Here is a 22,269-nt window from a genome sequence, read left to right as displayed (position 1 = left end):
TCAGATCTCCGTGGTCCGGGCGGTGTCCGGTGCGCCGTCGCAGGGCACCGGGATGATCTCGGCGGCCAGTTCCGCCACATGGCGGCCGCGGGCGGTGCGCACCGGCAGCTCGTCCTCGGCCGGCAGCGTCTCCTCCAGCACCAGCCGGGCCGCGCCCTCGCCGAGCAGGCCCTCCAGGGCGCCGAGCGACAGCGGGCTGGTGAAGTCGACGTAGTGCGGCTTGGAACCGCCGCCCCAGCCACCGGAGGCGGTGGCCGGGTGCACCCGGGCGAACACCTGGGCGGGCAGGGCGTGTTCGCGCCGCCAGCGCTGCCAGGCCAGGAAACGCCCGGCCTCGTCCGTGCCGGGTGCGAAGACCGGCAGTGCGTCGGCCGGCACCGTCCACGAGCGGCGCGACAGCACCAGCGACCCCAGCCGCAGCCGCGGCCGCCGGGTCACCCCGCCGGTCGCCTCGCCGGCCGGCACCCCCACCCACGGGCGGACCGTCGCCTTCGACGTGGGCGACAGCAGCAGCAGGGTCCGCGGGATCTCCGGCAGCACCATCGGCACCAGGTAGCCCAGGTACAGCGGCACCACCTCGACGCCCAGCCGCCGCGAGCGCATCACCAGCCGGTCGGCCCGCTCGTCGTGCTCGACGTAGAGGTCGTCGAGGTGGATGTGCGCCTGCTCCGGCGCGGAACTCGTCTCGCCGGGACACAGGATCTGATAGTCCGTCATGTGGCCGTGCAGGTTCAGGTTGGTGGTGGCCTCGCCGGCCGTCACTTCGGCGAACACCGCGCCGTGCGGCTGCACCGCCCGCAACTGCTCGCGCAACACCCGTGTCAGGTCCGGCCCTTGCTGTCCGTCGTAGGTGTGGGTGAAGCGGGTGAAGGGGAAACTCAGGCCGCCGAACGAGCCGTTGAGGACCACCAGCGGATCACCGGGCCGGTCGGCCGGCTGGAGGAAGTGGCTCACCGGGTCGAACCCGCCCGACAGCGCGCCGAGTTCGTCCGCCACCGGTGCCAGGTCGGCCTCGGTCAAGGTGATCTCCTGCGCGTGCGGATCACGCGCGTCCCACACCTGGCGCATCCGCGCCACGAACAGCTCACGGGCCCGGTCCAGCGCGCCCAGTTGCGGCAGCCCGAGCCAGTTCTCCTCCGCCGCGTAACCGCGCTCGCCGTCCACCGCCTCCTTGCCGGAGGTGAACCGCAGGTACTGGTCGAAGATGTCCTCGTGGAAGTCGTGCACCAGCTTGAGCACGTCCTGGCACGACCCGCCGGGACCGAACCGGGCCAGGAAGAAGCCCTTCAGCGTCAGCCGCTGCGGCAGCGACACGTCGAACGCCGGCAGCACCCGGTTCAGCGCGTTCAGCGGCGGCAGCGCCACCTCGCTCCAGAACGTGCCGTCCGCCGCGACCCGGTCGCGCGCCGCCCGCGCGTCCTCGTACAGCAGCGTGCGCGGCAGCGTCGCCGCACCGGCGTCCAGCACGCCCAGGAACGACTCCAGCTGCGAGCGCAACTCCGCCAGCAGCGCGCGCCGTTCGGCCAGCGCCGCCGCCGGATAGCCGTCCACCGCCGCGATCGCGCCGTCCAGCGCGTCCGCCGCCTTGTGCGACCAGGGCCGGTCCACCGCGCGCAGCGCACCCTGGAAGTCCCGCAGCGGATCGCGGCTGTGCACCTGCGGGTACAGGCCCGACAACCGCACCATGCCCAGCTGGGTCAGTGCCGACAGGTACCGCTCCGCCTCGGCCGGCCGCGCGCCGTGCCGCTCGCACAGCCACGCCGCCAGCTCGTGGTGGCGCAGCACCGGGCGTTCGCCGAACAGCGCCAGCATGCTGTCGAGCACCCCGCGCCGCCGCAGGAAGAACAACCGGTCCTGCGCCGCGTCGAAGCTGACGGTCGCCTCGTCGTCCCCGGGCGTCATTGAGCGGCGCACGTAGCGCACCCGCTCGTCGTCGAGGTCCCAGCCGGACGCCAGCTCCACCGGCAGGTCGCCGCGCCGCAGCGGGTCGCCGGCCACCACCTGCGCCAGCCGCCACAGCACCACGACGTTCAGCCGCGCGTGGCTCGACCACTCCTCCGCCACCGTCATCGCCGCCCCGGCCGCCCGCTCGTCCGGCGCGCCGAACGCGCCGAGCGCCACCCCGGTGAAGGTGGAGAACGGACTCGTCTTGCACGCCGTCCGGTACAGGTACGCCAGCAGCGACCGCTCGATCTTGCGGACCTTCTTCGCCGGACCCGCGCCGCGCGCCGCCAGCCAGCCGTCCAGCTGGGCGTCGAGCGCGGGGGAGGCCAGCAACAGCCCCCGGCGCAGCCGCTCGTCGCCGGCCAGCGCCAGCAACGCGGTGCGGGTGACGGCCAGTTCGTCCGCCAGCAGCGCCGGACCGCGGTGCAGCGCCTGCTCCAGCGCGACCCGGTCGGCCAGCCACTGCGCGAGCATCGCACCGGTCAGCCCGCCGATGTCCTGCGCCAGCGCCAGCGCCGCCCGCGGGTCGGACGGCTTGCGGTTGTTGAACACCGCCCGCCGCAGCTTCAGCACCTCGCGCCGCATCCGGTCGTCGCTGTTGCCGCCGACCAGCGCACCCAGCGGATCGCTCAGCGACTCACCCAGCTCCCGCAGCCGCTCCTCCGCGTCCAGCACCTCGCCGGCCCACGCCACCGCCCGCTCGGCCCGCAGCCCGCGCACCGCCTCCACCGGCAGCCCGGACAGCCGCAGCATGAACGGCTCCGCCAGCGGACGCCGCCACCGCGCCGCGCTCATCGGCCCTCACCGGCCCCGGTGATGTCGTAGCGGAAGTCCGCGCCGCCCGGTGCGTCGTTGCCGACCATCATGATCAGCACTGGCCGCTCACCGCGCTGCTCAAGACCGAGTTCCTCGATGTAGGAGACCGCGTCGAAGCCCAGCGCCACCCCGCAGCCCACCCCGGCCGCCGCCGACGCGGTGTACACCGCCTGCGCGGTCGCCCCGATCAGCGCGCCCACCAGCCGGTAGCCGCGGTCGCCGGCCGCGTCGATGACCGCCGGCGTGCGCACCGCCGGCACCACGACCGCGCCCGCCTGCTCCAGGTTGTAGTTGCTCAGGAAGTAGTTGGCCTGGAGGAACGCCCCCGGCTCGCCGGCCTTCAGCAGCCGCAGCCGCCCGTCGAACGGGTCGTAGGCGTACGAGCCCGGCGCGATGCCGTCGACGTGGTTGACGAAGACGTACCAGGCCACCAGCGGCGCGTGCCCGTCCGGGGTGACGTCGGTGCGGTACGCCGCCGCGGAGTCCGCCGCGCGCAGCACCGCGTGCAGCCGGGCGGCGTCCAGCGGCACCCGGGCGTCGAACCGGCCGAAGCTGCTGCGCCGCTCGCGCAGCGCCCGGCGCACGTCCATCTCCAGCGGGTACGCCTCCGGCAGCGCCACCCGCGTGCCGCCCGGTTCGGGGCCGCGCACCGCCGCCGCCCGCAGCGCGTCCGGCGCCGGGCGCCGGGTGCCGCCGGCCACCGTCGCGGCCTGCATGGCGTCGACGGTGGGGAAGTCGATCAGCACCCGGGAGCGCTCCTGGTCGCGGTGGACCACCGCCGGCGCCGGCTCGGGGGCCGGCCGCGCCGCCGCGCCCGCCCAGCGCAGCGGCACCACCGCGAAGACGCCCTCCTCGCGGGTCGTCGTGCCCAGCAGCGCGGCCAGCCGCTCCTCGTCGAACCACATCACCGGCCCGATCGACAGCCCGCGCGCCGCCGCCCACATCCGCCACGTCTGCACCAGCGAACCGACGTCGGTGGAAACCACGTGGTACGCGAAGCTGTTGTACTTGAAGGAGTTCTGCCAGAACTTCACGCCCAGCACCAGGAACTGGTCACCGTCCGCGCCCGGTTCACCGGCGCCGGCGCCCAGCGCCTCGCGCACCTCGCCGGAGACGTCGCCGGCCAGCAGCCGGGTCATCGCGTGCCGCGGCGGCGCGTAGTGGTAGAGCCCCGGCAGCACCGGGGCGGACGGGCCGGCCGCCCAGTACACCCCGACCGAGTACAGGCCGCCGCCGGAGGCCGTACCGCGCCAGAAGTTGGCGTGCGTGTACAGCGGCAGCGAACCCAGGTCGGTGTTGGCCTGCACCCCGAGCCGGCGGCCCAGCAAACCGTAGGAGTCGCGCAGCATCCCGCCCAGCAGCGGCAGGCTGAACTCCCCGTCCCCGCCCGGCCCGTGCAGGCCCGCCTGCAACGAGGCCACCGCCGGGTAGTCGCCGTCCGGCAGCCGGAAGGCCGGCAGCCCGGGGAAGAACTTCTCCTTGCGCGGCCGGTCGGCCCAGTCGGGGACGAAGTCCGCAGGCTCCATCGCGACTCGGCCGCGCTTCATCACCGCGGTCGCGTAGTCATGGGCGACACCCATGGGAGTCCTCTTCTCTGCTCTTGCGCCGCGGGTCGTGCCGCCGCGTACGAAGTCAACTGCCCGGTCGCGAGCGGCCGTCGGCCGCGGGTACCGGTCACGGGAACGGGTGCGGGGCGGGGTTGAGGTCGGCCTCGGCCAGGTCGCGGTCCAGCAGGCCGGCCTCGCGCAGCGCCGTGCGCACCCGCGGCATGCGCAGCGCCCGCTGCCGGCTCCAGCCGAAGTCGATCGGCACCAGCCCCGGCACGATGACCGCGACCGTGTGCAGACCCAGCGCCGCCTGCGCCGGCATCGTCTGGTCGACGACCACCACGTCGAACCCGCGGGCGGTCACCGCCGCCACCGCCGCCGCCAGGTCCTCGCGCAGGTCAGCCGCCGGCCGGTGGGCCGGCGTCAGCGCCGAGACCGGCAGCCGGTCCGCCGGGTCCCGGCCGGCCAGCAGGAAGTCCGCGTGGCGGGCCATCGCCGGCAGGCCGTACACCAGCGGGTGGTCGTGCAGCACCCGCACCTGGTCGAAGTCCTGCGCCAGCGCGGTCAGCCGGGCCCGGTCGCGCACCGTGCGGGCCCGCAGGTTCACCGCGTCGGTGGCGATCTCGCACAGCCCCGCGCCGAGCGCCGCCTCCGGGTCCCAGCTCGCGCCGGCGCCGAAGCACAGCGTGCCGGTGCCGCCGTCGATCCGCTGCGCCACCGCGGTCACCACCGGTACCGGGAAACTGATCCGGTTGTCGAAGAACCGCGCCCGGTAGCCGTACATCTCCAGCCGCTGCACCATGTGCACGGTGGCCGGGTCCCGGCTGGTGTACGGGTCGATCTCCGGCAACCGCGCCCTGCCGTACCAGCCGACCAGGAACGCGTCGCGCTCGACGACCTCCATCAGCCCGTAGTAGACCGCCTCGGCCGCGGCCCCGCCGGACGCCCGGCCGTTGGAGCTCTCCTGCACGAACCGCTGCCGCAGGCCGCCGGGCGCGTGGTAGTACGCGGTCACCTCCGGCACCAGCAGCGGCCGTTCGTCGCGCAGGGACCAGCCCCACACCCACGGCCGCCGCACGTCCGGCGCGAACGGCTCGGTGACGTCCTGCCCGGCGTAGAACGCGTCGCTGTAGACGCCGCACGCGCGCGGGTCGAGCGCGTCGGCGCCCAGCTCGTCCAGCGAGGCCACCACCGTGGTCCGCCGGCCGCGCGGCCGCATCCCGGCGAACCGCTCCATGCCCTCCAGCAGCCCGACCCGCACGCTGCGCCGGTAACCGCCGGTGTGCCCACCCCAGTACGACTCGCGCAGGTACGACCCGGACCGCAGGGTGAAGGCGCCCACCGTGGAGGCGGTCGACGCCGAGACCAGGTCGGGGGCCACCGACGGGCCCAGCATGCCGGTCACCGGATTGACGAACGCCTCCAGCGACAGCTCGTAGGCGTCGACCGGCCGCAGCCGGAAACCCGCCGGATCGGCCTTCGGCGCGCTGTCCACCGCGATCCGGGCGGCCCGCGCGGTGTCCTCGGTGCGCACCCCGCAGCTCGGGCACTCCGGGTCGGCCACCAGCGGCGCCCGGTCCACCCGCAACGTCTCCAGGTCGACCAGGTGCACCGACGGGTACCGCCCGCCGTCCCGCGCCGCCCGCTGTCGGGCCGCCGCGACCAGCGCCGCGACCGCGTCGGTGACGAACGGCAGCGGCAGCGGCCACTCACCGGTGGCCGTCGTGCCCGACCCCAGCTCCAGCGCGTCGCGCAACGGCCCCGGCCGCACCGACTGCCAGCGGCGCACCAGGCACCGCGGACAGCCCGAGGTCCGCCCCCGGCCGGCGGGGAACGGGCCGACCACCGCCTGATGGCCGTACAGGTGGACCACCGCGTCCGGCGCGATCGCCGCGCCGGGACCGGCCGCGGCCAGCTCGTCGCGGGCGCCGAGCGCCCGCACCGACACCCCCGCCGGGTCCACCCCGTGACCGGCCGCGCCGTGCCGCACGGCCGCCTGGAACCGCGCGGTCCCGGCCGCCCACGGCGCCGCGCCGTCGCCGGTGCCGTCAGCGGTGTCAGCGGTGTCAGCGGTGCCGGCGGCCGGCCGCGGCGCTGCCTCAGCGCGCACAGTCTCTCCCGGACACCAGGACCACCCGAACGACCCGCAGACCGCCGGCCGCCAGGTCCGCGCTGCCGCGCTCCACCAGCAGCGCGTCGGTCCGCGACGCCCGCAGCCGCTCCAGCAGCCCGGCCCAGCCGCCGGCCGCGTCGTCGCCCGCTCCGCACTCACCGGTCACCGCCAAGGTGCCCGGCGCGAAGTCCGCCAGCAGCGGGTCACCGGTGTCGGCCGGCCGGCCGTCGTCCTGCCGCTCCAGCTGGACGGCGCCCAGCAGATCGCGCATCGCCTCCACCGCGGCCCCGCTCCACGACACCGAGGAGCCGACCGCCCAGTGCCACGCGCCGCCGCGGTCGTCGCGGGCCCGGGCCAGCACCACCGGCGCCGGCCGGTCGCCGTCCAGCAGGTCCAGCAACTCCAGCCGCAGCCCCAGGTTCTTGGCCGACCGCACCAGGAACACCAGCTCCGGGTCGCCGTCCAGGGTGTCCGGGCCCACCCGGCGCACCTCACCGCGACCGGCCACCGCCGAGGTCAACGCCCGGTACGCCAGCGCCCCGAGCAGGCCGCGGGCCGCCGCCTCGGGCACGGTGCCGCCCGCACCGGTGCCCGCCGATGTCGGAGCCCAGGCCAGGTCGGCGTTGAACGCGCCGAACGGCGCCACCGCGCCGGCCGGCAGCCACGCCGTCGCACCGGTCAGCAGCGACACCGCCGCGACCTGGTGGCGCAGCGCGGCGTCCGGCACCTCCACGCCGGTGGCGGTGCCGATCGCCGCGGGATCGACCGCTGGCCGGCCGGCGTCGCGCGGCAGGGTCGCCGGCCCGCCGGCCCGTTCGGCGTACACCGCGGCCGCCGCGCGCAGCGCCCGCAGCCGGGCACCGGCCACGTGGTGCACGTCGAAGGCGCTCACGTCGCGCCGTGCCGCGCCCGAACCGACCGTGACGGTGCCGGCCTTGATCGGGGTCTGCTCCCACCCGTCGTCGGCGTAGCCGGCGAAGACCCCGGCCCGTTCGGCGACCAGCACCCCGCGCGTCTCCAGCTCCGCCAGCGCCGCGTCGCCGTCGTCGGCCAGTTCACCGGTGCGCGGCGGCAGCGGCGCGTCGCCCAGCTCCACCGGCGCCGGCCGCGGGGCGTCCGCGACGCGGCAGTGCGGGCAGCGCGGGTGCGGCAGCAGCGTCTCGGAGACCACGTCGAGGGAGTCCAGGTCCTGCACCACGACCTTGCCGCGCGACTCGGCGGCCATCGCGCCGGTGCGCAGCCGGAAGATCTCGTAGCCGACCATGTTGCCCAGCATCGCCGCCGTCGGCCCGGTCACCGTGACCTCGCCGGAGGCGTCCGGGTCGCCCAGGCTCGCCGCGCTCCACAGCGCCGCCGCGTCCTGCTCGGCGTTGGCGCCCAGCCGCAGCGCCGCGCACGACCAGCAGCCCGGCACCGCGCGCGCGGTCAGCGGGCCGACCACCGCGCGCCGGCCGAACGTCCACACCGGCAGCAGTTCGACCCCGTCCGGCACCCCGGCCTCCACCAGCCGCAGCAGCGCCCGCGGTCCGCCGGCCGCGACGACGACGTCGAAGCCCGCCAGCTCCTGCCAGGTCGGCTCGGCACCGGCGAACCGCAGTTCCTCCACCACCACCGGGCAACCGGTGTCGGTCAGTTCGGCCGCCTCGGCCACCGCCTGCGCCAGCAGCGGGTCCCGCCCGCCGGCCGGTACCGCCACCGCCGCGCTGCCGTTGCGCACCAGGCTCAGCACGCACCAGGCGGCCACCGCGTCGCGGCCCAGCACCGCGACCCGGGCCGCTCGGAAGCGGGCGAACCGGGAACCGGCCTCACCGGCGTAGTGGTCGACGTACCCGATCTGCGCGGCGAACCGCTCGCGCACCACCTCGTCCAGCGCCTCCAGGCCGTCACCGCCCTCGGGCACGTCCCGGGCGAAGCCGCGCGCGATGAGGGTGGAGACCAGCTCCGCGACCATGGCCCGCTGCTTTTCCCCCAGCCCGCCGCAGATTTCGCCGACCGTATGGAGGCCGTTCAGATGGGGAACGATCAGCGACGCGAATCGATAAGCGCTGCGACCACTCAGATTGAAGCCGCCGTGCGCATTGTGGAAGACCACCCCGCCGGGGGTCTGGGTGAACAGGATGTCTCTGCGTATCCGCGGTCGCGCATCCGCAATCTTCTCGTACGTCACAGTCATCTGAACGCGGTCCCCCTGGCGAAGCGTGCTGGTTGCACAGGCAATGACAACAACGGGTGGAACTACCGGTGGAAAATCCGGACGAAATCCGGACGAAAAACGGGCGAAGGGATCAGCCGTCGAAAGGCGGGGCCGATCCGGACTCCTCACCGTGGATGGCGGCCGCGCCGCGCGCCAGCATCCGCAGCGAATCGTGCATCGAGTAGAAACCGGAGGGGCCCTCCTCCAGCAGCCCCGCGTCGACCAGCGCCCCCAGCACCCGGTCGGCCGCCGCCGGCGGCCGCGGCGGCCCGGCCGCCGCGCCCGGCGTGCCGCCCGCCGCGGCCGGGCCCGCGCCGAGCGCCGCGGGCCGCCGCGAGCCGGCCGCGGCCAGCTCGTCGCCGCGCAGTACCGCCATCTCCAGCCGCCGCAGCACCGGACCCGGGTCGACCCCCAGCTCGGCGCGCAGGTAGTCCTTGACGGTGCGGTACTCCGCCAGCGCGTCCGCCCGCCGCCCGGTGCGGTGCAGCGCCTCGATCAGCTGCGCCCACAGCCGTTCGTGCGCCGGGTGCGCCCGCGCCGTCGGCCACAGCTCCGCGATTACCTGCCGGTAGCGGCCCAGGCCCAGTTCGATGTCGAAGACCCGCTCGATCGCGCGCAGCCGTTCCTCCGCCAGCCGCGGCACGATCTCCCGGTGCAGGGTGTCGGAGTGCACGTTGGACAGCACCGGCCCCTGCCACAGGCTCAACGCCGCGCGCAGCAGGCGCAGTTCGTCGCCCGGGTCGGCCTGGGCCTCCGCCTGGCGGGCCAGGTCGCGGAAGGCGATCAGGTCGAGCGACCGCGCGTCGGCGGTGATGCGGTAGCCGCCGGAGACGGAGTCGATCAGGTGTCCCGACAGGCCGTACTTGGCGAACAGCTGGCGCAGCCGCTGGACGCAGGTGTGCAGCGCCGAGCGCGGCACGCCGGGGCCGGCCTCCCCCCACACCACCTGCCGCAAGAAGTCCGCGGACACCACGGAATTGGGGTGCAGCAAAAGGGCGGCGAGCAGACTGGCGGGTTTTGACGGTTGAAGAACGATTGCTTCCCGACCGTCGGTGAGGGCGACCGGTCCCAGGAGAAGAAATCGAGGTGAAACATTCGCCGGGTTGTCGTACCCGTGGGGGGTGATCGGATCCGACTGCAATTTCCCGGTGTCGACAGATTGCTTTTTATGCATTTCCGCCCACTCCCTTGACCGGTCGGAAGCTACCACGGCCCAGAAGTACTCGACAAGTGCTTGAACTCGCAGGCCACGGCACCGGGATGGGCCGCATTGTCGCTGTTGTCTCCTTGGTGGAGGCGCTCTCCAGCACGGCGACCCGGCAGTCAATTGAGCGGTATTTGAGGTTTCGCCTTCGGTCCGTGAACCCGGTGGCCGGGGAAGTGGCGGGCCGGCCCGCCGGGCGGTGGACGCAATGGGAGGGTGCCACCGGTACGGCATATCCGCGACCACCGCGGCGGGCGCGCGATCGGCCGCACCGGATCACCCGTTGATGAATAAGGAACGGCCGCCGGACGGCCGGGAAGGATTCCGCTTGGCGGCGGCGGGGACGCTCGGGTGGAGACCTTCAGGCGGAGACCCTCAGGCGGGGGACGCTCCGGTGCGGGCGCTCGGGCGGGGGACGCTCAGGCGGGGACGGCGGCGTGGCCGGCCGCCTTGTGCGGGGCGCACGCCTCACGCAGGGCGCCGAGCATCGTGGCGACCGCGTCCACCCGCATGCGGTCCGGCCACAGTTCGACCTCGACCAGCCGCGGCGGCCAGCCCCGCACCGGACGCGAGACCACCCGCTCGTCGTGGTGCGCCACCAGCGACAGCCGGGGCAGTACCGCGACGCCCAGCCCGTGGGCGACCAGCGCCTGCATCGCCACGTAGTCGTCGGCGACCATGCTCACCGTCGGGGTGAACCCGGCCGACAGCGCGGCCCGTTGCAGGATGCCCTCGAAGCAGGGGCTGCTGATGATCCAGGTGGCGTCCGCCAGGTCGCCCGTCGCGATCGACTCGCGCTCCGCCAGCCGATGGCCGGCCGGCAGCACCACCTGCATCGGATCCTCCAGCAGCGGCATCCGCTGCAACGGCGCCTCGCGGGCACCGGGCCGCCGGTTCGGCGAGGGCACGTCGTAGCGGTAGGAGACCGCCACGTCCGCCTCGCCGCGCCGCACCATCTCCAGCGCCAGCGGGGGTTCCGCCTGGTGCAGCTGGATCTCCACCGCCGACCGGATGCGCCGCATCGCCGCCATCGCGGCCGGCACGATCGTCGCGCAGCCGCTGGGGAACGCCGCGATCCGCACCAGGCCGGCCTGGGTGCCGACGATGTCGGCGAGGTTCTGCTCGGCGGTCTGGATGGAGCTGAGGATGGTGTTCGCGTGCACCGCCAGCGCCTCGCCGGCCGGGGTCAGCCGGGTGGTGCGGCCGTTGCGCACCACCAGTACGGTGCCGACCTCGCGCTCCAGGCTGCGCAGTTGGTAGGAGACCGCCGGCTGGCTGAACCCGAGTTCCAGTGCCGCCGCGGACAGTGATCCGGTGCGGGCGATTTCCTGGAGCAGCCGCAGGTGGCGCGGGTCGAACATGGGGACAGGTTAGGTGAGCCGGACCCCGAAGGCGCCCGGGGTGATCGAACCGTGACGTCCGGGTCACCTGTCGTGGCGGTCATATCCGGCCTATGGTGCATTGGCGGAGGAAGCGGGTGGTATAACCATCTCTTCAATTTAACGAGAAAGACTCTATTAGCCGTGCGCCGATCGCGGTCCTATCTTCATCCCCATGGTTGATCAGGCAGACGGCACGAGCACCCCGTCCGGCAAGGTGCTGCTGAGCGTCGAGTCGGTGAACAAGCGCTTCGGCGACTTCACCGCCCTCAAGGACGTCGACCTCCAGGTCGCCGAGGGCGAAGTGGTGGTCATCCTCGGCGCCTCCGGTTCCGGCAAGTCGACGCTGTGCCGCTGCATCAACCGCCTGGAGAGCATCGACTCCGGCCGGGTCGTCTTCGACGGCAGGGAGCTGCCCCAGGAGGGCACCGAACTCGCCCGGCTGCGCGCCGACGTGGGGATGGTCTTCCAGTCCTTCAACCTCTTCGCCCACAAGACGGTCCTGGAGAACGTCACCCTCGGCCCGATCCGGGTGCGCCGCACGCCCAAGGCGCAGGCCGTCGAGGAGGCGCGGGCGCTGCTGAACCGGGTCGGGGTCGGGCAGAAGGAGTCCGCGCACCCCGCGGAGCTGTCCGGCGGCCAGCAGCAGCGCGTCGCCATCGCCCGCTCGCTGGCCATGCACCCGAAACTGATGCTGTTCGACGAGCCGACCTCGGCGCTGGACCCGGAGATGATCCGCGAGGTCCTCGACGTCATGGTGGGGCTGGCCAAGGACGGCATGACCATGGTCGCCGTCACCCACGAGATGGGCTTCGCCCGCCAGGCCGCCGACCGCGTGGTGTTCATGGACGCCGGGCAGATCGTCGAGACCGGCCCCCCGGAGGAGTTCTTCACCCGGCCGCGCACCGAACGGGCCCGCGACTTCCTCTCCACGATTCTTCAGCACTGATCCACCGATTCCCCAGCACCGATCCACGCGGCCTTCCCCTGGGCTATCGTTCCGGCCCAACGCCGCGCCGGAGCAACCCGGTTGCACCCTCAGCTCCACTGCGTACCGAAGGAGTTCCATGAACGCCCTCAACAACGGGACCCGTGCCGCCGGCCGGAACCGGATCCTCGCCGCCGGCCTGGTCGCCGTCGTGGCCGCCGGCCTGTCCGCCTGCGGCAGCAGCGGCTCCTCGCTCCCGCCGGCCGGGGGCTCCTCGGCGGGCAAGGGCAAGCCGTCCGCGCTGACCCAGGCCCAGGTCGTCGCGGCCGCCCCGGTCGCCGCGGCGTCCGCCATCACCCCGGGCTCGTGGATGGACCAGATCAAGAAGCGCGGCTACCTGCGGGTCGGCGGCACCGACTCCGGCCCGCTGTTCTCGCAGAAGAACCCGGTCAGCGGCCAGCTGGAGGGCTTCGACGCCGGCCTGTCGCAGATGCTGGCGCGCTACATCACCGGCAAGCCGGCCACCAAGCTGTCGCTGACCACCGTCGACACCCGCGAGACGATGCTGCAGAACGGCACGGTCGACGCGGTGTTCGCCACCTACACCATCACCCCGCAGCGCGCCCAGAAGGTCGACTTCGCCGGCCCGTACTTCGAGTCCGGCGACGCGATCATGGTCAAGTCGAGCAACTCCTCGATCAAGTCGGTCGCCGACCTCAACGGCAAGACCGTCGCGACCGAGGGCAACTCCACCGCCGCGCTGGACATCAAGAAGTTCGCGCCGAAGGCGAAGGTGCTGCTCTTCCAGGAGGACGGCGAGTGCGTCGCCGCCGTCAAGCAGGGCCGTGCCGACGCCTACGTGCTCGACCAGGGCATCCTGCTGGGCGACGCGGTCAGCGACACGTCCTTGAAGGTCGTCGGGCAGCCCTTCACCCAGGAGCCGTACGGCATCGGCGTGCCGAAGGGCTCGGCCGCCAAGAAGTTCGTCGACACCTGGCTGCAGAAGATCTACGCCGACGGCGAGTGGGCCAAGCTGTGGAAGGCCACCATCGGCACCAAGATCGCCGGCAACCCGCCGGCCGTGCCGAAGATCGGTTCGGCGGACGGGTCCTGACGATCCATCATGTCTGAGATCCTCAAGCACATCGGTGTCCTGGTCGGCGGACTGGGCGTCACCGTCGAACTGTCCCTGCTCGGCTTCGTGGGCGCCGCAGTCCTGGGGATCGCCCTGACCATCATGCGGGTCAGCCCGGTGACACCGCTGCGGGCGTTCGGCACCCTGTACGTCGAGGTCTTCCGCAACATCCCGCTGCTGGTGTTCCTCTTCCTGTTCGTCTTCGGCCTGCCCGACGCCGGCATCTCCTTCCCGCTGTTCACCTCCGAGGCGATCTGCCTGGCGATGTACTTCGCGGCCTTCGCCTGCGAGGCGATGCGCGGCGGGATCAACGCGGTGCCGGTCGGGCAGGCGGAGGCGGCCCGGGCGCTGGGCATGACCTTCACCCAGTCCCTGCGGCTGATCATCCTGCCGCAGGCGTTCCGCACCATGGTCCAGCCGCTGGCCAACGTGCTGATCGGCATCGTGCTCGGCTCCTCGCTGGGCGCCGCCGTCGGCGTCAGCGAACTGACCGGCCGGGTGCAGATCCTCGAGTTGCAGTACGACGAGCCGCTGCCGACCGTCGGGCTGGCCGCCCTCGGCTACGTCGTGATCACCTTGACCATCGCCCTGGTCGCGGGGCGTGTGCAGAAGCGAATGGCGGTACGCCGATGAGCGGGGTCAATCGCGTCCTGTTCGACGCGCCGGGGCCGCGGGCCCGCCGCCGGATCGCCGTCGCCTCCGTCGTGTCGGTGCTCGTCATGGCCGGCGTGGTGGTCCTGGGCCTGGTCCAGTTCGGGCGCAACGGCCAGCTGGTCGCCGCCAAGTGGACCTACTTCACCCAGGCCCCCATCCTGCGGTTCCTGCTCAGCGGCATCGGCACCACCGGCGAGGTGGCCGCGGTCTGCGCCGTGCTGGCGCTGCCGCTGGGCGCGGTCCTCGCGCTCGGCCGGATGTCGGACAGTCGGGTACTGACGGCCGTCTGCGTGGTCTTCATCGAGTTCTTCCGCTCGGTACCGCTGCTGATGGTGATCTACATCTTCCTGCTGGCGGTCCCGAAGAGCGGGTACACCTTCCCGGTCTTCTGGCAGCTGGTCATCCCCATCGTGCTGTGCAGCGGCGCGGTGCTGGCCGAGGTCTTCCGGGCCGGCGTCATGGCGCTGGACAGCGGCCAGTCCGAGGCGGCCTACGCGCTGGGCATGAAACGCCGCCAGGTGATGTGGATCGTGGTCTTCCCGCAGGCCATCCGGCTGGTGGTGCCGACCCTGGTCAGCCAGCTGGTCAGCCTGCTGAAGGACTCCACCCTCGGCTACGCGGTCAGCGTCGCCGAACTGCTCAACCAGGCCAAGGACCTCAGCTCCTACACCCACTACTTCATCCAGAGCTACACGGTGGTGGCCGTGGTCTACATCCTGGTGAACGCCGCGATCTCCCAGTTCGCCCACGCCCTGGAGCGCCGCGCCCGGCGCAAGCCCCGGGCGGGCGGGGTCGTCCCCGACCCGGACGGCACCCGGCCGGCCACCGAACTGGACTCCGAGACGCTGCGCGTCGCCTGACCGCCCCGCCGGCCCCGCACCACGGGCCGGACCGGGCCCGCCGTCCCCGCACCGGTACGGCGGGCCCCGCGGGGACGGCCGCCCGGCGGTGCGCGACGCGGGCCACGCCCACGTCCGGCGAACGCCCGTCGCACGATGGGAGCGCCGGGTGACCGGCGCGACGTCCGCGGCCGGGAATGTGCGGCCGGCGCGGCGCATTGCCGCATGTGCGGGCGTCGCGCGCCGGCCCACCCGCTCGAACCATCTCCTCAGGAGGGACAGCAACACCATGTGCCGACTGCTCGGTGTCGTCTCCACGACGGCGCAGCCGCTGACCGCTCTTCTGCGCGACGACCTGCCGCAGTTCACCGCGCTGTCGTCGGAGCACTGCGACGGCTGGGGCGTCGCCCACCGGAACGACCAGGGTGGCCTGACGATCCGCAAGGCCGCCGAACCGGCCGCCCCGAGCGCCGCCTACCTCGAAGCCGTCACCGACGCCCACACCGACGCGGCCGTGCTGCACCTGCGCAAGGCGTCGGCCGGCATGGTCAACACCTGCGACAACACCCACCCGTTCACCGACGGCCGGATCGCCTTCGCCCACAACGGCTGGGCCAGCGACAAGCCGGGACTCGACGCGCTGGTCGCCGCCGCCGACGGCCCCGCCAGCGTCGGCAGCACCGACAGCGAGCGCTACTTCTCCCTGGTGCGCGCCGCGCTGCGCTCGGTGCCCGTCGAGGTCGCCCTGGCCGCCGTCAGCGCCCAGGTCTTCGGCACCATGGACACCGAGGCGCTCAACTGCCTGCTGCTGACCGAGGACTCCCTCTACGCCTTCACCAGCTACGACGGCTCCCGGCCCACCGCCTCCGGCAAGGACCCGCACGTCTCCTACGAACTCGGCTACCGGATCGGCACGGACCGCGTCATCGTCGCCTCCACCGGCTGGGCGCACGACGACGAGCCGTGGGAGCCGCTGCGCAACGGGCAGATCCTGCGGGTGCGCCGCGGCGACCTGCACACCTCCGTCCACCGCCTGGACCCCGCGCGCGCGGTGGCCGCCGCAGGGTGGCCCGCCCCGCGGCGGCGGCCGGCCACCCCGGCCGGCTGACGCCGCGTCAGGTCCAGGGCAGCGACGCGCGGTGCCGCCAGTAGCCGTCGGCGGACTCGGCCAGACCGGCGAGGTCCGCCCCGTCCGCCGGAACCCGCTCACCGCCGGCCGCCGCGAGGTTGGACGCCAACTGCCCCGTCGTCACCGCACCGGACAGCACGACGGTCACCCACGGCCGCGCCAGCACCCAGGCCAGCGCCAGCGTGTCCGGGGCCAGGCCGGTACGGCCCGCCAGCGGCGCCAGCGGGCCGTCCGGCACGGCCAGCCGCCCGTTGGCCATCGCCTCCTTCACCACCACCGCCCAGCCGGCCGCGCCCGCCTGCGCCAGCGCGTCGCCGGCCGACGGCTCCAGCACGTTGTACGTGGCCTGCACCGCGCCGAACAGCGGCCGGCCGTCCACCTCGACCGCCAGCGCGGCCCGGACCGCGTCCGCCTGCCGCGGCCCGGAGGTCGACAGCCCCACCGTCACGCCCTCGGCGGCCAGCCGGGCCAGCCGCTCGTGCAGCGCGCGGTCGGTCAGCGCCGGGCTGTCGGGGGTGACCGAGTGCACCAGGTACAGGTCCAGCCGGTCGCCCAGCAGCGCCCGCGTCTCGGCCACCTGCCGGTCGTAGACCGCGGTGCCGTGGTCCTTGACCTCGTGCACCTCGGCGTCCACCCGCCAGCCGCCGGTGTACGTGTAACCCCACTTGCTGCCCACCACCGCCCCGGCCGCCGCCGGCCGCGCCGCCAGCCACCCGCCGAGGAACTCCTCCGCCCGGCCGTAGGACCGCGCCGCGTCGAAGTAGCGCACCCCGGCGTCCCAGGCGGCGTCCAGCACCGCGTGGCTGCGCCGCCGCAGCCCTTCGGCCGAACGGTCCGGCAGGTCGCGGTCGCGCCCCAGGTCGATGTACCCCGGCCGGCCCAGCGCCGCCAGCCCCAGCCCGATCCGCGCCACCCCGCGCACGCCGTGCAGACGATCAGCAGTCATGGCCGTCACGCTACCGGTTCAGGCGGTGCCGCCCGGCAGGACCGCCCCGGGCGCCGCGCCGCCGAAGACGGCGTCCAGCGTCGCGTTGCCGAACACCCCGCCGGGGTCCAGCCGGTGCCGCAGCGCCGCGAACCGCCCGGCCGACGGATGGCCGGCGCGGACCGCCGCCGGCGTCATCCGGTGCACCTTGCCCCAGTGCGGCACCGGCGCGAACGGCGCGAGCCGCTCCTCGACCAGGTCCAGCACCCGGTGCACCGCCGGGACGTCCGGCGACCAGGTGAAGTGGAAACCCACCCGGCCGTCGGCACCCGGTCCCAGCCAGCACGGGTCACCGGCCACCGTCCGGATCTCGCAGACCCGCAGCACCGGGGCCAACTCCTCGGCCAGCGACCGCAGTTCACGCATCGCGGCCGGTGCGTCGGTCCGGCAGGTGAAGTACTCCGACTGGATCTCGGCGCCCACACTCGGCGTCGCGCCCACCCGGAAGTGCGGCAGCCGCTCGTCCCACGCGCCCGGCACACCGTCCTGTACGGTCACGGCGCCGGCGTCCATCCCGCGCACCGGATGCCGCGGCCCGCCGGCCGGCACCGCGCCGGTCCACTCCAGGCCGGCCGCCGGATCGCCGGTGCGCCGCTTGACCCAGCAACTCGGCCGCGCCGTCCAGTCGGTGAAGACGCTGACGCTGTGGGCGGACGCCGCGATCCGCGCGTGCTCGGCGAACAGCACCTCCCACGGCAGCCCCTCCCACACCCGCTGCTCCACCGTGAACGACGGCACCACGTCGAACGTCAGCGCCGTCACCACACCGAGCGCGCCCAGCGACGTCACCGCGCCGCCGAAGTCCGGCTCGCCGCGCGAGAGCGTCAGCGTCGAGCCGTCCGCGGTGACCAGCTCCACCGACCGCACGCCCGCCGACACGGTCGCGTGGGCGTCGCCGGAGCCGTGCGTGCCGGTCGCGCAGGCGCCGGCCACCGTCAGGTGCGTGGTGGACGGCAGGTTGGGCAGCGCCAGACCCCGCTCGCGCAACGCCGCGCAGACCGCGTACAGCGGCATCCCGGCGCCGACCCGCGCGGTCGCGGCCACCGGGTCGGTCTCCACCAGCGGCGGCAGGTCCGACAGCGAGACCAGTACGCCCTCGGTGTCGGCGATCCGGCTGAACGAGTGCCCGGCCCCCAGCGCCTTGACCCGCGTGTGGCCGGCGACCAGCGAGGCCAACTCCTCGACGGACCGCGGCCGGTGCAGTTCCCGGGCCGAAAAGGTGACGTTCCCCGCCCAGTTGTGCGTCACGTCGACGGCCTCCGTCGTCAGCCGGGCGGCCGGTCCGCCCCCGTGATCATGGTGCACCCCGCGCGGCAGGCGCGCGAGGGTCGGTGCGTGACTGTTCGGTCACCTGTCAAGGAGGTGCGGTGAACGACGACCGCGTGTTCAAGGCCCTGGCGGACCCCACCCGCCGGCTGCTGCTGGACCGGCTGTTCGAACGCGACGGCCGCACGCTCACCGAGCTCCAGTGCTGTGTGGAGATGACCCGCTTCGGGGTGATGAAGCACCTGAAGGTGCTGGAGGAGGCCGGACTCGTGGTCAGCCGCCGCCACGGCCGGGTGAAGCTGCACTTCCTCGACGGCCGCCCGATACGCCTGATCCGCGACCACTGGATCGACAAGTACGACCTGGCCCCGCCGCCGCCCGGCCCGCCCGGTGCGCTCCCCGCGGCCCCCGACCACGCCTCCGGTGCGGTCCCCGCGGCCCCCGAGGTTGCCGATCACGCCTCCGGTGCGGGGGCTACCGGCCAGGCCTCCGGTGCCGGGGCGGGGGTTCGCGGGCGCCGGTGATCGGATCGGCCTGCCTGCATATCATCGGTTCGCCGACGTTCCCGTCCCCCACCCTGCGGGAGCGCGTACCGAGATGAGGCGGCAGCCGGTGAGTTCGCGTCCGATGTCCTTGCTGCGGATGGCGCCCGCCGTCTTCCTGCCCGCCCTGGTCTTCGAGACCGGCATGGGCGCGCTCGCCCCGGTCCTCGCCCTCAGCGGCCGGGCGCTCGGCGCCTCGGTCGGCACCGCCGGCCTGGTGCTGGCGCTGCTCGGCGTCGGGCAGATCCTCGGCGACGTGCCGGCCGGCGCGCTGGCCGCCCGGGTCGGCGACCGGCGCGCGATGCTGATGGCCGCCGCTGTCGCCGTACTGACGCTGTGCGGCTGCGCGCTGGCCCGCAACGTGGGGGAGCTGGGCATCGCGGTCACCGCCACCGGCGCCACCAACGCGGTCTTCGTACTGGCCCGGCAGGCCTACCTCACCGAGGCCGCGCCGAAGGAGCTGCGGGCCCGCGCGCTGTCCACCCTGGGCGGCATGTCGCGGGTCGGCTCCTTCGTCGGCCCGTTCATCGGCGCCGCGGTCCTGAGCACCCACCCGGTGCACGACATCTACTGGCTCGCGGTGGCCTTCACCCTGGCCGCCGCCCTCGTCGTCGCGCTGGTGCCGGACGTCACCGACCCCCTCACCGGCCGGACGGCCGGCACCGCCGCGCCCGCCCCGGTGCGCGCGGTGGTCCGCGACCACCGCACGGTCTTCCTGACGCTGGGCGTCGCGGTGCTGCTGGTCGGCTCGGTGCGCGCCGCCCGGCAGACGGTGCTGCCGCTGTGGGCCGAACACCTCGGCTTCACCCCGGCCACCACCAGCGTGGTCTTCGGCATCGCCGGGCTGGTCGACACCCTCACCTTCTACCCGTCCGGCCAGGTGATGGACCGCCTCGGACGGCTGTGGATCGCGGTGCCGTCCATGCTGGTGCTCGGCCTGACCATGGTCTCGCTGCCGCTGACCCGCACGCTGGGCGAGCTGACCGTCGTCGCGATGGTGATGGGCTTCGGCAACGGGATCGGCAGCGGCATCCTGATGACGCTCGGCGCCGACGTCGCCCCGCCGGCCAGCCGTTCGCAGTTCCTCGGCGTGTGGCGGCTGTGCGCCGACTCCGGCAGCGCCGGCGGCCCGCTGGTGGTCTCCGCCGCGGCCGGTCTCGGCAGCCTGGCGGCCGGTATCAGCACGATGGGCGTCGTGGGGGTGCTGGCGGCCGGCGCGCTGCTGCGCTGGGCGCCGCGCTACTCCCCGTTCGCCACGAAGGGCACCCGCTCCCGCGTGGTGGCCGGCGACACCGCCCGCCCGGCCCCGAGCCCCGCCCCCGGCCCCGACCGCTGCGACGAGGCACGCCGCGGGTAGCGGGGGCACCGGCGAGGCCGGCCGGGGCGCCGGCGCAGGTGCGCCGGCAGGCGGTCCGATGGCGTGCGCCGACGCAGATGCGCCGGTGCGTCCTCGGACGGCGTGCCGGAACCGCGTGCCGGCGCGTCGTCGTTCCCAACTCCCTTCACCGGCAAGGGCAGGCGTGAAGCAGAGCGCGATTCGCTGCGGATTTCGTTGGAAGACGGCGCTCGGATCGGGGAAATAGACAGTTCTCCGGGCGATGCAACACTGATACCGTGACGCCCAGCATTCCAGAGACCTCCGCGTCACCGGCTGTCGCGGGGCACGGTGAGAGGTGCGTTCCTTATGCGAATCCTGCTTGTTGGGGCAGGAGGGGTGGGCTCGGCGATCGCGAAGATCGCGGCCCGTCGATCGTTCTTCGAGGCCATGGTGGTCGCCGACTGCGACCCGGTCCGCGCACGGGACGCGGTGGCCGGGACCGGCCCGGACCCCCGTTTCACCGCGGCCCGGGTGGACGCGTCCGACCGTTCCGCCGTCACCGCGCTGCTGGCCGAGCACCGCTGCGACGTCCTGCTCAACGCGACCGACCCCCGTTTCGTCATGCCGCTGTTCGACGCGGCCTTCACCGCCGGCGTGGACTACCTCGACATGGCCATGTCGCTCTCCCGGCCGCATCCGGACCGCCCCTACCAGGAGTGCGGCGTCAAGCTCGGCGACGAGCAGTTCGACCGGTCCGCCGACTGGGAGCGGGCCGGGCGGCTCGCGCTGGGCGGCGTCGGCGTCGAACCCGGCCTGTCGGACGTCTTCGCCCGGTACGCCGCCGACGAACTCTTCGACGAGATCGAGGAGATCGGGGTGCGCGACGGCGCCAACCTCACCGTGGACGGGTACGACTTCGCGCCGTCGTTCTCCATCTGGACCACCATCGAGGAGTGCCTGAACCCGCCGGTGGTCTGGGAGAAGGACCGCGGCTGGTTCACCACCGAGCCGTTCAGCGAGCCCGAGGTCTTCGACTTCCCCGAGGGCATCGGCCCGGTGGAGTGCGTCAACGTCGAGCACGAGGAGGTCCTGCTCATCCCGCGCTGGGTCGGCGCCGAACGGGTCACCTTCAAGTACGGCCTGGGCGACGAGTTCATCGACGTCCTCAAGACGCTGCACAAGCTCGGCCTGGACAGCACCGAGACGGTGACCGTCCGCGACCGGCAGGTCAGCCCGCGCGACGTGGTCGCCGCCGCGCTGCCGGACCCGGCCGGCCTGGGGGAGCGGATGCACGGCAAGACCTGCGCCGGCACCTGGGTCAAGGGCACCAAGGACGGCGCGCCGCGCGAGGTCTACCTCTACCACGTGGTCGACAACCAGTGGTCGATGGCGGAGTACGGCTCGCAGGCGGTGGTCTGGCAGACCGCCGTCAACCCGGTCGTCGCCCTCGAACTGCGCGCCACCGGCGTGTGGCAGGGCACCGGCGTCCTCGGCGCCGAGGCCTTCGCCCCCAAGCCGTACCTCGACCTGCTCACCGCGTACGGCTCCCCCTGGGGCCTGCGCGAGCAGTGAGCCGCTGACGGCGGCCCCCACGGCGGCACACCCGCCCCGGCCCCGCGCACCCTGAGCGGCGCGCGGGGTGCGCGGGCCTGCGACGCGGTGGGAACGTGCGGAACCCGGCCCGCCACCCGCCGTCCCCGCCACCCGCGGACCGGGCGTGCCCGTGCCGTTCAGGACGCGGCGAACCGCCGGTGGTCGCCGGTCGCGCCGTCGATCAGCTCCCGCAGGATGTCCAGGTGGCCCACGTGCCGGGCGGTCTCCTCGATCATGTGGACCGCCACCCAGCGCAGCGACACCACCCGGCCGTCCTCGCTCGTCGCCACCTCGTCCAGCGGCAGCCGCGCGAGCACCTCGTCCGCCGCCGCCCGTGCCCGGCCGTAGAAGGCGACCACGTCCGCGACGCTCTCACCGTCGTCCACCCGCAGGTCCGCGTCCGGGTCGTCGTCGACGAACGGCAGCGGCTCGGTCTCCTGGCCGAACGTCACGCAGAACCACCAGTAGTCGACGGCGGCCAGGTGCTTGACCAGACCCAGCGGACTGGTCCCGGACGGCGTCATCCGCCGCCGGGCCTGCTCCTCGTCCAGCCCCTCCAGCTTCCACAGCGCCGCGTCGCGGTGCCGGTCCAGGCCGGAGCGCAGGATCGCCTTCTCGTCGCCGGTCCACGGCGCGGTGTTCGTCATGCGCGGACCGTAACAGCGCGCCGTGGTGCGGTGCGC

17 protein-coding genes are annotated in these 22,269 nt (G+C 74.0%); 8 read left to right on the top strand and 9 right to left on the bottom strand.

Annotated features, from left to right (window positions below):
• The 6 genes from POF43_RS03305 to POF43_RS03280 all read right to left on the bottom strand — a co-directional run bounded on the left by POF43_RS03305 (nt 1) and on the right by POF43_RS03280 (nt 11,179).
• Nucleotides 1–2,739: a lantibiotic dehydratase gene (locus POF43_RS03305; protein ID WP_271322405.1), complete on the bottom strand. Its 2,739-nt coding sequence runs from the start codon at nt 2,737–2,739 to the stop codon at nt 1–3.
• A complete protein-coding gene (locus tag POF43_RS03300; RefSeq protein ID WP_271322406.1) occupies nt 2,736–4,340 on the bottom strand; it encodes a nitroreductase family protein in 1,605 nt (534 codons plus the stop codon). Before POF43_RS03300 ends, POF43_RS03305 begins: the two co-directional genes overlap by 4 nt.
• Before the next feature lie 94 nt (nt 4,341–4,434).
• Entirely contained in the window at nt 4,435–6,417 is a 1,983-nt protein-coding gene (locus POF43_RS03295) for a TOMM precursor leader peptide-binding protein (protein WP_271322407.1), read from the bottom strand.
• Nucleotides 6,407–8,593 carry a TOMM precursor leader peptide-binding protein gene (locus POF43_RS03290; RefSeq protein ID WP_271322408.1) on the bottom strand — a complete coding sequence of 729 codons (2,187 nt, stop codon included), beginning with the start codon at nt 8,591–8,593 and terminating at the stop codon, nt 6,407–6,409. The genes POF43_RS03295 and POF43_RS03290 overlap by 11 nt, the downstream gene beginning before the upstream one ends.
• A 112-nt stretch (nt 8,594–8,705) precedes the next feature.
• The gene (locus tag POF43_RS03285) at nt 8,706–9,788 is read right to left on the bottom strand and encodes an AfsR/SARP family transcriptional regulator (protein ID WP_372515798.1); all 1,083 of its coding nucleotides are present in this window, start codon (nt 9,786–9,788) and stop codon (nt 8,706–8,708) included.
• Nucleotides 9,789–10,237: 449 nt separating this feature from the next.
• Complete coding sequence (locus POF43_RS03280; protein ID WP_271322409.1) at nt 10,238–11,179, bottom strand: LysR family transcriptional regulator; 942 nt, start codon at nt 11,177–11,179, stop codon at nt 10,238–10,240.
• A 193-nt stretch (nt 11,180–11,372) separates the two neighbouring features.
• Here POF43_RS03280 and POF43_RS03275 point away from each other — a divergent pair, with 193 nt between their 5' ends.
• The 5 genes from POF43_RS03275 (at nt 11,373) to POF43_RS03255 (ending at nt 15,861) form a co-directional block, all read left to right on the top strand.
• Nucleotides 11,373–12,146: an amino acid ABC transporter ATP-binding protein gene (locus POF43_RS03275; RefSeq protein ID WP_271315535.1), complete on the top strand. Its 774-nt coding sequence runs from the start codon at nt 11,373–11,375 to the stop codon at nt 12,144–12,146.
• Nucleotides 12,147–12,264: 118 nt separating this feature from the next.
• A complete protein-coding gene (locus POF43_RS03270) occupies nt 12,265–13,239 on the top strand; it encodes a glutamate ABC transporter substrate-binding protein (protein WP_271315536.1) in 975 nt (324 codons plus the stop codon).
• A gap of 9 nt (nt 13,240–13,248) precedes the next feature.
• Complete coding sequence (locus tag POF43_RS03265; protein ID WP_271315537.1) at nt 13,249–13,893, top strand: amino acid ABC transporter permease; 645 nt, start codon at nt 13,249–13,251, stop codon at nt 13,891–13,893.
• Nucleotides 13,890–14,774: an amino acid ABC transporter permease gene (locus POF43_RS03260; RefSeq protein WP_271322410.1), complete on the top strand. Its 885-nt coding sequence runs from the start codon at nt 13,890–13,892 to the stop codon at nt 14,772–14,774. The genes POF43_RS03265 and POF43_RS03260 overlap by 4 nt, the downstream gene beginning before the upstream one ends.
• Before the next feature lie 268 nt (nt 14,775–15,042).
• The gene (locus POF43_RS03255) at nt 15,043–15,861 is read left to right on the top strand and encodes a class II glutamine amidotransferase (protein ID WP_271315539.1); all 819 of its coding nucleotides are present in this window, start codon (nt 15,043–15,045) and stop codon (nt 15,859–15,861) included.
• Between the two features lie 7 nt (nt 15,862–15,868).
• Here the strand turns inward: POF43_RS03255 and POF43_RS03250 are convergent, their stop codons facing one another.
• A complete protein-coding gene (locus POF43_RS03250) occupies nt 15,869–16,828 on the bottom strand; it encodes an aldo/keto reductase (protein WP_271322411.1) in 960 nt (319 codons plus the stop codon).
• Between the two features lie 18 nt (nt 16,829–16,846).
• Nucleotides 16,847–18,115: an FAD-binding protein gene (locus POF43_RS03245; protein ID WP_271322412.1), complete on the bottom strand. Its 1,269-nt coding sequence runs from the start codon at nt 18,113–18,115 to the stop codon at nt 16,847–16,849.
• Between the two features lie 119 nt (nt 18,116–18,234).
• Here POF43_RS03245 and POF43_RS03240 point away from each other — a divergent pair, with 119 nt between their 5' ends.
• The 3 genes from POF43_RS03240 (at nt 18,235) to POF43_RS03230 (ending at nt 21,565) form a co-directional block, all read left to right on the top strand.
• Nucleotides 18,235–18,657 (top strand): ArsR/SmtB family transcription factor, encoded by a 423-nt coding sequence (locus POF43_RS03240; RefSeq protein ID WP_282704390.1) that lies wholly within the window; start codon nt 18,235–18,237, stop codon nt 18,655–18,657.
• 88 nt (nt 18,658–18,745) lie between these two features.
• Nucleotides 18,746–20,032 (top strand): MFS transporter, encoded by a 1,287-nt coding sequence (locus POF43_RS03235; RefSeq protein ID WP_282698953.1) that lies wholly within the window; start codon nt 18,746–18,748, stop codon nt 20,030–20,032.
• A 327-nt stretch (nt 20,033–20,359) separates the two neighbouring features.
• The gene (locus POF43_RS03230; protein WP_271325891.1) at nt 20,360–21,565 is read left to right on the top strand and encodes a saccharopine dehydrogenase family protein; all 1,206 of its coding nucleotides are present in this window, start codon (nt 20,360–20,362) and stop codon (nt 21,563–21,565) included.
• A 158-nt stretch (nt 21,566–21,723) separates the two neighbouring features.
• On the opposite strand, the gene POF43_RS03225 is transcribed toward POF43_RS03230, so the two are convergent.
• Nucleotides 21,724–22,233, bottom strand: coding sequence for a DinB family protein (locus POF43_RS03225; RefSeq protein ID WP_271325932.1), 510 nt, complete (start codon nt 22,231–22,233; stop codon nt 21,724–21,726).
• Nucleotides 22,234–22,269: the final 36 nt, after the last annotated feature.

It is taken from the genome of Streptantibioticus silvisoli, from assembly GCF_027947535.2.
Taxonomy (GTDB): Bacteria; Actinomycetota; Actinomycetes; order Streptomycetales; family Streptomycetaceae; genus Streptantibioticus_C; species Streptantibioticus_C silvisoli.
Note: the sequence above shows the minus strand (reverse complement) of the source record. Positions and strands in the feature narration are given on the sequence as shown.